This is a genomic window from Prosthecobacter sp. (genome assembly GCF_046154365.1).
Classification (GTDB): domain Bacteria; phylum Verrucomicrobiota; class Verrucomicrobiia; order Verrucomicrobiales; family Verrucomicrobiaceae; genus Prosthecobacter.
The window spans coordinates 52,920-65,530 of the sequence record NZ_JBJXFV010000189.1; the positions used below are offsets into that span (position 1 = coordinate 52,920).

8 protein-coding genes are annotated in these 12,611 nt (G+C 57.0%); 4 read left to right on the top strand and 4 right to left on the bottom strand.

Annotation, left to right across the window (positions count from 1 at the left end; genetic code table 11):
• Nucleotides 1–8 precede the first annotated feature (8 nt).
• On the top strand, nucleotides 9–4,337 hold the full coding sequence (locus ACKVY0_RS24820) for a hypothetical protein (RefSeq protein WP_409217553.1): 4,329 nt from the start codon (nucleotides 9–11) through the stop codon (nucleotides 4,335–4,337).
• Between the two features lie 354 nt (nucleotides 4,338–4,691).
• On the opposite strand, the gene ACKVY0_RS24825 is transcribed toward ACKVY0_RS24820, so the two are convergent.
• From ACKVY0_RS24825 to ACKVY0_RS24840, 4 genes are all read right to left on the bottom strand, one after another.
• Nucleotides 4,692–4,937: a UPF0175 family protein gene (locus ACKVY0_RS24825; RefSeq protein WP_409217554.1), complete on the bottom strand. Its 246-nt coding sequence runs from the start codon at nucleotides 4,935–4,937 to the stop codon at nucleotides 4,692–4,694.
• Between the two features lie 191 nt (nucleotides 4,938–5,128).
• On the bottom strand, nucleotides 5,129–8,101 hold the full coding sequence (locus ACKVY0_RS24830; RefSeq protein ID WP_409217555.1) for a DUF1553 domain-containing protein: 2,973 nt from the start codon (nucleotides 8,099–8,101) through the stop codon (nucleotides 5,129–5,131).
• 40 nt (nucleotides 8,102–8,141) lie between these two features.
• On the bottom strand, nucleotides 8,142–8,876 hold the full coding sequence (locus ACKVY0_RS24835) for a class I SAM-dependent methyltransferase (RefSeq protein WP_409217556.1): 735 nt from the start codon (nucleotides 8,874–8,876) through the stop codon (nucleotides 8,142–8,144).
• 66 nt (nucleotides 8,877–8,942) lie between these two features.
• A complete protein-coding gene (locus ACKVY0_RS24840) occupies nucleotides 8,943–9,161 on the bottom strand; it encodes a hypothetical protein (protein WP_409217557.1) in 219 nt (72 codons plus the stop codon).
• Nucleotides 9,162–9,312: 151 nt separating this feature from the next.
• Here ACKVY0_RS24840 and ACKVY0_RS24845 point away from each other — a divergent pair, with 151 nt between their 5' ends.
• The 3 genes from ACKVY0_RS24845 (at nucleotide 9,313) to ACKVY0_RS24855 (ending at nucleotide 12,595) form a co-directional block, all read left to right on the top strand.
• A complete protein-coding gene (locus ACKVY0_RS24845; RefSeq protein WP_409217558.1) occupies nucleotides 9,313–10,374 on the top strand; it encodes a hypothetical protein in 1,062 nt (353 codons plus the stop codon).
• A gap of 192 nt (nucleotides 10,375–10,566) precedes the next feature.
• Nucleotides 10,567–11,592 carry a phosphate acyltransferase PlsX gene (gene plsX / locus ACKVY0_RS24850; RefSeq protein WP_409217559.1) on the top strand — a complete coding sequence of 342 codons (1,026 nt, stop codon included), beginning with the start codon at nucleotides 10,567–10,569 and terminating at the stop codon, nucleotides 11,590–11,592.
• A complete protein-coding gene (locus ACKVY0_RS24855) occupies nucleotides 11,576–12,595 on the top strand; it encodes a beta-ketoacyl-ACP synthase III (RefSeq protein WP_409217560.1) in 1,020 nt (339 codons plus the stop codon). Before plsX ends, ACKVY0_RS24855 begins: the two co-directional genes overlap by 17 nt.
• Nucleotides 12,596–12,611 lie beyond the last annotated feature (16 nt).

Here is a 12,611-nt window from a genome sequence, read left to right on the forward strand (position 1 = left end):
ACACGGCCATGGCTATCTACGTCTATATCACTGAACAGTGCCGCAAGGAGATCAAGCAGCAGCAATACACGGCCGAGGTCGAGAACTTCAAAAAGAAGGTGGAATCCGCCCAGACCCTGGAGGTGTTTGACAGGTTTCCGCCACCGTTCCTAAAGAAGCGATTCGAGCGCCAGATTAGAGTGGTTGCACGTGACATCATCCTCAAGGACCACATCGTTGTTGCCTTCCTTCGCTTGTTGGTTCGTGGTGGCAAGGAATACAAGCAATTTGGAGACTCCAGTTGGAAAGTGCTCCCCGGTTTCGATGGGATGGGTGATGAACTCAATGAAGCAAATCTCACCGCTTATGTAAATGGCAGGCAAGACCCGCCGCCGCCGCCGCCCCCAAAGCCCACTGACAATGAGGTAGCATTTCTCCACTCGGCACTGAACTCCTCGGAGAACATTTATCAGGACTTTCATTGCTGTGAAACGAAGCTTTGGGTCGATACCATTTCTTCTCCAGGCTTTAAGGATAGAAAAAACATTTTTATCGATCCAGTGTTTGAGACAATGGATGCTTCGGGGGCGGTTCTGGCTGAAGCGAGATGCAAAAAGGACCCCCAGTATGGAATTCTGTTTCGACGAGTGCCCGCTAAGAAGATGGTCATCTTGTTCACATCGTTTAAAGGCAACGCACCCTACGAGGCTGTTAGAGAACGTTACCCAGAACTGCTTTGCGCAAATGACCCAGATATGGAGGCGGTTCTCCGAAAGACCAAACGAGCCTACCCGCAGGAACTGCTTCTGAACGAAGATGCTTGGCTGCAAGTGCAGAACGACCAGGATGGCAATATGGCGCTTTCTTTTGAGGAGATAGAGGTCTTGGAGTCTGCGAGGCGGCCAGATGGTGGATACCCGCTATTCATCAACGGAAGTGCAGGAAGCGGCAAGTCCACCATCCTGCAATACATATTCTCTGAATATCTGTTTCATCATCTGGAGAGCGGCAAGGCGACCAAGGGTCCAGTCCTGTTTGCGTGTAACAATGAGTTGCTAGCGCGGTCAAACACAAGTGTGCGTTCAATTTTGAGGGCGCGTCACGGACGCAAATCCGAACAAGGGCAGTCTTTCGATCAGTGGATCAAACAGAACGAACAAAGTGTCGCTGCATCACTTCGTAATTTTCACGAGTGGCTCCAAAGCTTAGCTCCGTCCAATTTGTTTCGATCCGAACTGTTGTTTGACTACGGTAGGTTCAAGCTGTGGTGGGAAGATCGGTTTCGTGCCGAGGCACGCGCACGCGACCTCTATAACGCCGATATTTCATGGCATGTGATTCGGACTTACATCAAAGGAATCAGCCCGGAAGGCTATCTAGATCCTGATGATTATCTGGAGATTCCTTCAAAGCAAAAAAGCGTCACGCCAGATACCTATCGAATCGTCTTCGAGAAAGTGTGGAAGCGGTATTCGGAGGATCAAAAGAACTTTGGCTACTGGGATCATCAAGACCTCGCACGGTATGTTCTCGAGCATGCGCTAGTGTCTCCTGAGCATCCTGTCGTGTTCTGCGATGAGGCGCAGGACTTTACCCGAATCGAGCTTGAAGTGCTTCACCAACACTTTCTTTTCAATGCACGAACTTTGAACAGCTTTCAGCTTGCGCAGACCCCAATCGCTTTCGCTGGCGATCCTTTTCAAACACTCAATCCGACCGGATTTAGATGGGAGGCAACCAAGGCGTTCTTCACCGACAAATTCATCAAGTCATTCCCGGGGCAAAAAAAGGGCGAGATCAACTACCAAGAGTTGACATACAACTACCGTTCCAGTCATCACATCGTTCGGTTTATTAACAGCCTTCAACTGATTCGTAGTGTGATTTTTGGTTTTACGGAGATCAAACCCCAGCACCCTTGGGAGGATGACGATGATGTTCCGCTCGTCGCCTATTTCGAGAGGACGCCCGACTCGCTCAACATGCTCAAAAGCCAGTCTGAAATCCGTATTATCGTGCCATGCGAAGAAGGGTTTGAGGGGGAGTGGGCTAAAGCAAATGGACTCGCGGACTACGTTGAATTTGATGATGCTGGAGTACCGAAGAACGTGGTGTGTCCGACCGGGGTTAAGGGGTTGGAGTTTCCGCGTGTGGTCTTGTTTGGTTTTGGTGCAGCTTGTCCGCCAGCCTTGCGCAATGCCCTCACAGACGAGTCCGTCGAATTATCTGGCGATCAGGCAATCGAACCTCAGTATTTCTGGAATCGCCTATATGTAGCCGCAAGCCGACCAAGAAAACGCCTCTTCATCATCGATAGCCAGGAACACATTGATGGTTTTTGGAACCAGATTTTCGCCAATCAGGATAACACCATACTGAGAGCACAGAATGTAGCGCAATGGGACAAAAACATGACCGGACAGGTGGTCAAGGGATCACCCGAGGCATGGGAGGGTGACCGCGAGGATCCTGTCGAGACAGCACGAAAGCTAGAAAACGAAGGACGGATACGGAAAGATCGAACCCTGCTCCGTCAAGCCGCCCAGTCGTATCGAACCGCAAATAAACCTTCGGATGAAAAGCGATGCCGAGCCGAGGCGCTGGAACTCGAAAAGGACTTTTTGGGGGCAGCGAAACTATGGCAAGAACTCCAGAAATTCGACCTGAGTATCGCTGCAGCCTGGAATGCACGAATGGAAGGATTGGCCTTTATCGTAAGTCTTTCGGATCAACGCCCAGACATCAAGAATGGCATTCATTGGAAGTTCGCCATATATTTAAAGGCACAGGGAGACTTCAGTGAAGGTGTGGCATTGATCAAGGATTTGGCAGAAGCGCTTGATTTGCCTGAAGCACAGGGAGAGATACTAACGAGCGCCGTTTGGCCGGATATGATCCTTCTAGCTTTGAACCGCATGCTAGCTGACAAGGCTTCGGAGTCAGGCATGTGGTCTGTGACATATCGCAATGCAGTAAAGTTGGTGAAACAGGGCATCCGTCTTCCCAACGAGGTGCTTGGGCATCTTGCCTTCCGAGGTGTCCTAATGAGCGAAGCATTTCGCCACTGGGATTCTATACCACCTGAAGCTCGTTCCAAATTTGAGGGACTGTTCTTGCAGGCCAAGGCTGCCACTCTGCCATTTCCACAAAACATGGATGCCTATGGCGACCTTCTTCGCCACCAGGGTGACCGCAAGTTTGCTGATGAGATTATAACACTGGTGCAGCGGGAGGGCCGGGATCGCATCAATGCTACTCAGCTTCCAACTCTTGTCCGTGCTCAGCTAATTGCTGGTGATAGTGAGGCGGCATTTGGAGAGATCGAACGACTCACAGACATTCCGTTGCTAGCCAGCCTTCTTGAACTCGCTGAAAAAGGCGGCGACGATTCCAGAAGGGCCAGTTCGTTGAAGCAGATTATTACCCAACTCGCGAATCAAGATTTGTGGGCTTCTGTTATTGAACTGCTGCGGAAAGGGCGCACGGAAGGAGTGTCTATTTCATCTTTGGAATTGCGGGCGAAAAGCAGCCCACGAACGTATGCGCGACCCTTTATTGAAGCAGTTGTCGAGAACCGTGGAATTGAAAGTGCTCGCAATGATCTGAAAACCCTTTTAGCCGAATGGTTAAAAACCCACTTCCCAAGCACATTCACCTGGCATCAAGAGATTCACCCCTTGCTTGTAGGGCGAGCATTTGAACGGGCTGGTTTGTTCAGGGAAACACTTCCATATTATGAGGCGTTGGCGGCTTCGAGCTTTGCTTCCGAAGATTTGAAGAAATGGGCATGGCTCCGCTGGGCCAAAACGAAATCAATGCAGTCAACTCGTGAGCGCGAGATGAATGCAGTTGGGCGCGCAGAAAAAGCCATGAAGGAAGCAAGTGAAAAGGCTGCTGCCTACGGATTCCGTTCGCCAGAACTCATCCCAGATGACCTGCCGGAGCCACTTCCTGGCATTGTGGTCCAGCCCGCAGCAACGTCAGACACGCCAGAACCTAAATCGCACTTGGCGCAACCGGACGAGCCAATAGAACAGCCGAAAGAAATGCCAGCTCCAACATCGGCTTCATCATATGCGCGCACCGTGCCGATTGGGGAACTGCAAATTCGGGTAAGTCCTGACGGGAAACGAGTGAACATCGAGCACAGCATTACCCTCCAAATAGCATCAGTGAATGTAGCCAAGAAGCTGGTTACAATCGATGGTGAGACTGTTCCGATCAATTCGGACGGACAAGTTGAACTCCCACCTCAAGAGTGGGGGCTTGTAGTCGTGTTTGATCGTCTGATGGAAGGGAAATTGGGTTTTGTTTCAAGAGATGGGCTCGAGATCAATGTCCCCGTTATCATTGTTTAGTCAGGCGAGCTCCAGAAACATCTCATCCATCGAATCCCCACAAGGCAGAAGCAGCAGGGACACCCGCAGCAGGCCCTGGCTGAGGCCTTGGAGTGAGGGAGAATGACGAAATCCGAATGACGAATGGCGAAAAAGTACCTGGTGGCGTACATCCGAACCTTGGAGCGCGGGGTGAATGCGCTGGAGTTGATAGAGGATGGTTCATAGTTGATGGCCTGGAAATCAGCTCGTCTCACAATCAGGCTATCATCCATCAACTATCTACTATCATCTACCCTTCAAAGCCGATCCCCACGCCCGCCTACCCCTTGATTCGGCAGAGGTTCAGCAGCACGGACGTGTCTGCCACGACGATCATTGGGTCTTGAGGGCGGCAAGATGGCGCATGTCCTCATCAAGCATTTCATCGGTGTAGGCGGAGATGCGACGCTCGGCGAGAGCGGATTGAAAGCGGAAGAAATCCAGCCCCGCCAGCGCGGCGGCGGACAGCTTGCTGAGCGCTCCGCGTGCGAACATGGAGCACGCCAGGTCCACACGCGCCTCCTCCGGACTCAAGTCGGCAGCGCAGGTTTCATCTTGCAGGGTCAGCGTCAGTGTCATGCAGGCAAAGTGCCGCCAAACGCCGCCAAAGCAACTGTTCCGCCTGGCACATGCGGCTGAACAGAAATGATCCGCCCGGAGATGGATATGCATCACAACGTCATTCGCGGGACGATGCATAACGGCGACCTTATCGTCGGTGCCAAAGGGGGCTCAGCCGATCATCCGCCTGACATGAACGGGCTAGGATTTCAATCCAAGAACCGAAACTCCGGCGTGGACCACAGCGTCTGAATAAAGCGTGCCCACAAGTCGCGGGTTTCTTCGGCGGTGGCGTTGCCGGAAGAGGATGATTCGAGGAAGTCGCGGACTTGCGTCTGCTCTTTGGCGGCAGGGGCGCGATTGAGGGAGTTTTGGAAGGCGGTGTCGATGCGCTTGGTGGTGTCGTCGGATGCTTTGAGCACGACATCGGCAGCGGCGCGGGCTTGTTCGATGACTTTGGGGGAATTCATCAGGAACAGCGCCTGGGTGGCGACGGTGCTGGTGGTGCGCTGGGCGATGGGCTGGTTGATGTCGGCGAAGTCGAAGACTTCAAAGAGCGGGTGGCGCACGTTGCGGAAGGCGGCGGTGTAGAGGCTGCGGCGCGTGTCGAGGAACTGGTAGCCGTACTCGATGTTTTGAATCTTCTGGTCGTTGGCATCGACCGCTTTGACCTCGCTGACACCGGGGCCGCCAAAGGCACGATCCAAGGTGCCGGCGGCGGCGAGCATGGCATCGCGCAGGCATTCGGCGTCGAGGCGTTTGCGGTTCATGTGACTGAACAGGCGATTGTCGGGGTCTTGGGCTAAAGAGGCGAAGTGCTCAGTGCTCAGTGTGGAGTGCTCAGTATTCGCTGTGCGGGACTGAGCACTAAGCACTGAGCACTGAGCACTTGAGGCTTGGCGATAGGTCCGCGACATCACCATCTCCTTGACGAGGCGCTTCAAACTCCAGCCGTCTTCGATGAACTTGATGGCGAGATAATCCAGCAGTTCAGGGTGGCTCGGCAATTCGCCGGTGGAGCCGAAGTTGTCGGTGGTGCGGACGATCCCAGCACCGTAGAGCCAGTGCCAAACGCGGTTGACCATGACGCGGGCGGTGAGCGGATGATCGCGGGAGGTGATCCACTGGGCGAGTTGGAGACGACCGCTGGCATCTGCGGGAACCGGTGGCGCACCGGGTCGCATGGCGGCCTGGATGAAGCTGCGTGGCACCGTGGCACCAAGATTGCGCGTGCTGCCGCGGATGTGGATCTTGGCATCTTCCGGCGCGGTATCTTCGGCGACGGACATGGCTTCGGGACGCTCGGGTATGTTTTTTTGCAGCGCTTTGAGCTGCTTTTCGAGGTCGGCGAGCTGCTGCTTGAGCTTTGAAGCGGTGGGTGAGTCTTTTTTGGCAACCTCCTCAACGATGGTTTCATCCGCCGGCACGAACTGGACGGCATCGACGGTGACGAAACCTTGTGAACCGGCGTTGGCGATGAGCACGAAGCCCTGGCCGTTGGCTTCGAAGCGATAGGTGCCCAGCGAGGCGAATTGCAGGCCCTTGAGGTTGTCCGTGACCATTTTGATGCCTTTCAATTCCTCACCGTCGGCATGCAGGATGGTGACGGTGGCATTTTCGGCGCGGTTGGGGCCGGCGTTGAAAGCCACGCGCACTTCGTAGCGGCCGGATTTCGGAAGTTTCGGCGTGAAGGTGATGGTCTTCTCGCCTTTGCCATCATTGTTGTCACTGACGTAGCCGGCGCCGATGTAGGGCGCGTAGCTGGTGGACTCCTTCCACATGCCGACCTTCTGTGCGGCGCTGTCATCGACGACGATGCCAGGAAGATCGCGGCTGGTGATGCCCTTGCGTTTCCGCAGATCAGCACTGCCCGCATCGCGCAGATCGTCTTTGATCGCGGCGATTTGATCCTTCAAGGCGGTGACCTGCTTCTCATGCTGCTGCATCACGGTTTCGGATGCGCCATCGAGCGGCAGTGGCGTGTCGATCCAGTGGGCGACGTTGTCGGTGTAATTCTTGAGCGTCTTCGTGCTGCGCAGGATGCCGGCGAGCGCGTAGTAATCGCTGGCGGAGATGGGATCGAATTTGTGATCGTGGCAGCGGGCGCAGCCGATGGTGAGGCCGAGGAAGGCGCGGCCCATGGTGTCGAGCTGCTCATCGACGATGTCCATGCGCAGCATGCCTTTGTCCTGCTCTTCGTAGTTCGTGGGACCGAGGGCGAGGAAGCCGGTGGCGGTGACTTGGCGGCGGCGTGCGGCGGCATCGGTGGCAGGCAGCAAATCACCGGCGAGGTGCTCGGTGATCATGCGGTCGATGGGCACGTTGTCGCGGATGGACTCGATGACGTAGTCGCGGAAGCGCCAGGCGTCTTTGAAGGGCAGGGAACGGCCGCCGCCGGAGGATTCAGCGAAGCGCGTGATGTCGAGCCAGTGGGAGGCGAAGCGTTCGGCGAAGGCGGGTGACTCCAGCAGCGAATCGACGAGGGATTCGAGAGCAGCGGGTGTGGCGGGAGATTGAGTGCTCAGTGCCGAGTGCTCAGTGCTCAGTTTCTGAAACTGAGCACTGAGCACTGAGCACTGAGCACTTTGCTCCGGCGTCGGTGGCAGGCCGGTTAAGTCGAAGCAGAGTCTTCGCAGCAAAGTGCCTGCATCCGCATCCGGGGCGGGGGTGAGCTTGTTGGCTTCGAGTTTGGCGAGGATGAAGCGGTCGATGTTGTTGGTGGGCCAAGCGGTGTTTTGCACCGCAGGCGGTGGATGAGCGACGGGCGGCTGGAAGGACCAGAAGCTGGCATCAGCGCGGGGCTGGCGATGGGAAACAATTTTTTCAGCAGTGCCTTCGCGTGGATCGGGCGCGCCGGATTCGATCCAGAGCTTGAGGTCGGCGATCTCGCTGTCTTTGAGCTTCCGTTTCGGCGGCATCTTCAAATCGCGGTCGGTGTAGCTGACGGCATGCCAGAGTTTGCTGTCGGTGATCTTGCCGGGAACGATGGCGGGGCCGGAATCGCCGCCGGTCTGCCAGCCAGCACGCGAATCGAGGCGCAGCCCGCCTTTTTGCTTGTCGGGGCCGTGGCAGTCGATGCAGTTGGCGATGAGCAGCGGACGGATGCGTTGCTCAAAATGCGTCAGGTCCACGGCGGAGGCCGTGGTGGCAAAAAGGGCGAGAGCAAGGGCGCGTCGGGTCATCAGAGGTGCGAACGCAAACGAGCGCGGCTTTGGGGCTCTTTCAGGGCGTGAAGCGCACAATGTGGTGTTGCGCGTGGCGGCTGATGAGCTGGGTTTGGGAGAGCGAGGCCTGTTTTGCCATGCGGGCGAGATCAGCGAGCGTCTCGGGGAAGTCGTAGGCGGCGACGTGGGCGCAGGCTTCTTCGAGCTGATCGGGTGGAACCTCAGTCCATTGCGTGTGCATGAAGTTCAGGTAGCCATCGAGGTATTGCTCGCGCGACTGGCCTTCCTCACGCACGACATCGACCATGATGAACTGGCCGCCAGGGGCGAGGCGCTGGGCGCAGGCGTGGAAGAGCTGCTGTTTCGCTGCGGCATCGAGATGATGCACGGCAAAACCGGTGAAGATGATGTCGAAGGCGGAATCGGTGTCCTCAATGGCCTGCAGCATATCCTTGTGATGCAGTGCGGTGTTGGGGATACCGTTCAAATACGTGCGTGCTTCAGCGAGTGCGGACGCGGAGAGATCGACGCCGTCATAACTGGCCGGTGGGGCGATTTGAAGGCAGGGAGCGAGGAAGCGCGCATTCCCGCAGCCGAGGTCGAGGAGGTGGTAGGGGCCGGCTTGATGACGCTGGCGCAGCAAATCGGCGACGTGTGCGTAGATCTCACGATGGAACATGTAGTTCTTCTCGGAGATCGTGTCGTAGAGCGTCCAGGACTTGCGAAACAGCGCGGTTTCGTCGTCTTGCGACTGTAGCGGGGGAGAAGGAGGATCTGAGGCGCTTTCAGGCATGCGGACCGCATGAGAGCATCATTCAGCCCGCGTGCCAGTTTGCACTGATGGGAAATGTGCCGCAACTCAGCGTGTGCCACGCAGGATGTGGGAGCGGCGTTCCGCTGGGGTGATGTAGCGACCGCCAGGGCTGAGCGGGCTGTGATCATTGCGCTCCATCGGCGTGATGATGCGGCCGCCAGGGCTGTGGGGGCTGTAGGGATTGCGTGCCGGACGCGGCGTCACATAGCAGGAGGTCAGAGTGGCGACGAGCAGGGTGGCGAGGATGGGATGCTGTATTTTCATGGCGATGCTAATGAACACCTGAATCAAATAGTGTTGCAAGACTGAATTCAAAAGACCCTGTGTCTTTGTGCTGCGTGTCGAAAGGCCGGGATTTTCACTTTCGTTTCCTGCGTCCCGTTTCACAGTCCCCGCCCTCAAACCCCGCTCCTCCATGACACCAGCCGAAGCCAAGACCCAGCTCGATAACCAAGTTCGCGAAATCATCCACTGGCACTTCTCGCCAGAAACCGGCTGTCCCTTCTGGCTCGACTGGGCGAAGAAGAATTTCGACCCGCGTGGCGTGGTGAACAGCTACGAGGACATCATCGCGAAGTTTCCACACTTCCAGGACGAGTGGCTGCGCGACCTGCAACCCGAGGTCTGGGTGCCAGCGGCCTACAAAGGCAAGCCGTACAACATTTTCGAGACCGGCGGCACCACCGGCATGCCGAAGCAACGCATCGGCTGGAACGACTTCCGCGTCGATTACGAGGAGTTCAGCCACAAGCTCGACGACAAGCACTTCCCGCCCGGTGAAGCCTGGATCATGGTCGGCCCGACGGGTCCGCGTCGCTTGCGTCTCGCAGTGGAGCATCTGGCGAACTACCGCGGCAGTTCCTGCTACTTCGTCGATCTCGACCCGCGTTTCGTGAAGAAGGCGATCTCGAACAAGCAGTTCGACGTGGCACGTCAGTACATGGATCACGTCATTGACCAGGCCGTGCTCATCCTGAAGAACCGCAAGGTTTCCGCGATCTTCACCACGCCGAAGCTGCTCGAAGCACTCGCTGAGAAGGTCGATCTCTACACCGTCGGCATTCGCGGCTGCTTTGTCGGCGGCACCACGATGACGCCGCAGTATGTGCGCTTCATTGTGGAAGAAGTGCTGGAGAACCGCATCGGCTTCTACCCGACCTATGGCAACACCTTGATGGGTCTCGCTGCCAGCGTGCAGCTCACGCCAGAGGACAACTTCTCCATTTCCTACTACGCGCCGCAGCCCCGTGCCGCGCTGCGCGTGGTTGACCCCAAGCAGACCGACCAGACCGTCGAATACGATGCCTGGGGCCGCGTGGAACTGACCACGCTGACGAAGGAGTTCTTTATGCCGCGCTTCCTGGAGCGTGACGAAGCCATGCGCCGCAAGCCGCGTGCGCCTTACGCCTGGGATGGGGTCGCTGATGTGCGTCCGTTCGGCGCGATGGAGAAGACCATCGTTGAAGGGGTTTACTAGGCCCTTCGGGAATGACGAAATCCGAATGACGAATGACGAACCTGCCAGCAGGTCGTTTGGATTTAGTCATTCGTCATTCGTGCTTCGTCATTGCCGCCAAAGGTGGCCAAAACTCCCGTTTGCATTCCCGCCGATCTCACGCTTTAGGACTCGCAGCCAACCACCTTTGAAGAACCACACGCACGAGACGGCATGAAGATCGCACTGGATGTCATGGGCGGCGATTTCGCCCCTCAAAATCCCATCGCTGGCGTCAAACTCGCCCTCGAATCGCTGCCTGCGATCACCAAGCTGTTTCTGGTGGGCATTCCCGAGGTCATTGAGAAGGAATTGAAGCTCCAAGGTGTCTCCAGCCCGAAATTGGAGATCGTTTCGGCCAGTCAGGTCGTGGACATGTCCGACAGCGGCCTCGACGCCGTGCGCAAGAAAAAGGACAGCTCCATCAGTGTGGCGGTGGATTTGGTGAAAAATGGCAAGGCAGACGCCGTCGTCAGCGCCGGGCACACCGGTGCCGCCGTGACCGCTTCTCTGATCAAACTGCGCACGCTGACGCACATTGAGCGTCCGGCCATCGCGTCGATCATGCCGTCGTTGACGAAGCACTGGGTTCTTATCGACGCTGGAGCCAATCCTGACAGTGAACCGGCACATCTGGTGCAGAATGCCATCATGGGCAGTGCTTTCGCCCGCCATGTGCTTGGCCGTGAGAATCCGACTGTCGGACTGATGTCAAACGGCACCGAGGAGGAGAAAGGCAACGCGTTGTGCAAAGAGACTAGCAAGCTGCTGCGTCACACAGCGGGCCTGAACTTCATCGGCAACGTCGAAGGCCATGACGTCTGGGAAACGCCGCCGGATGTCGTCGTGTGCGACGGCTTCACCGGGAACGTCATTTTGAAAAACGCCGAGGCGCTGGCCCACACCATCTTCAGCATGGTGAAGAGCGAGATCAAAAGCGGCTTCTGGACCAAGATCGGCGGCCTGCTTGCCAAGCCGGCCTTCAAACGCGTCCACACCCGCACCAACCCCGACGAGGTCGGCGGCATGCCGCTGCTAGGTCTCAATGGCATTACCATCATCTCCCATGGCAGTGCATCTCCGCTTGCCATGAAGAACGCTATCCGTCAGGCTTGTGAAAGCATCCAGCACCAGATCAATCCGCACATCGAAGCTTCCGCCACCGCCCATTCCATCGCTCTCCATGCCCGCCATCAGTAACCAGCCCTTTTGCGCATCCAGTATCATCGGCACCGGCAGCTACATGCCGGAAAAGGTGCTGACCAACGACGACCTCTCGAAAATCGTCGATACCAATGACGAGTGGATCACCTCACGCACCGGGATCAAAGAGCGCCGCATTGCCGCTGACGATCAGGCCACCAGTGATCTCGCCGCCGAAGCCGCCCGTCGTGCCATGACCGCCGCAGGTGTCACGCCGGAGGACATCCAGCTCATCATCGTCGCCACGGTGACGCCGGACATGTTTTTCCCGTCCACCGCCTGCATCGTGCAGAAGAAGATCGGCGCAGCGAATGCGGTCTGCTTCGATATTTCCGCCGCCTGCTCTGGCTTTTTGTATGCGTTGCAAGTGGCACGTCATTTCATCAACACCGGCAACCGCACCACCGCGCTGGTCATCGGTGCGGAAAAGCTTAGCACGCTCATCAATTGGAAGGACCGCAACACCTGCGTGTTGTTTGGCGATGGCGCTGGTGCCGTTGTCATCCGTCGGGCCGAAGAGGCTGACGCAGAGGCCCCCGGCCGCGTGCTTTCCACCGTCATGGGCAGCGACGGCAATCTGACTGACCTGCTCAAAGTCCCCGGCGGCGGCTCCGCCTGCCCGATCACGCCGGAGAATGCCGACTCACGTCCGAACACTATCCACATGGAAGGGCGCGAGACCTTCAAGCACGCCGTCACCCGCATGCTTGAGGCCGCCCAGCAGGCGTTGGAAATGGCCGGACTTACCGCCGCCGATGTTTCGCTCGTCATCCCGCATCAAGCGAATGCCCGCATCATCACCGCCATCGCCGACCGGTTGAATTTACCAAACGAACGCGTGTTCATGAATCTCGACAAATACGGCAACACCAGCGCTGCCACCATTCCCGTCGCACTCGATGAAGCCAACAAATCCGGTCGCCTCAAGCGTGGCGATGTGATCCTGCTCGTCGCCTTCGGCGGCGGTTTCACCTGGGCCAGCTCCGTCGTCCGCTGGTAGTAGGACGGATGTGTTT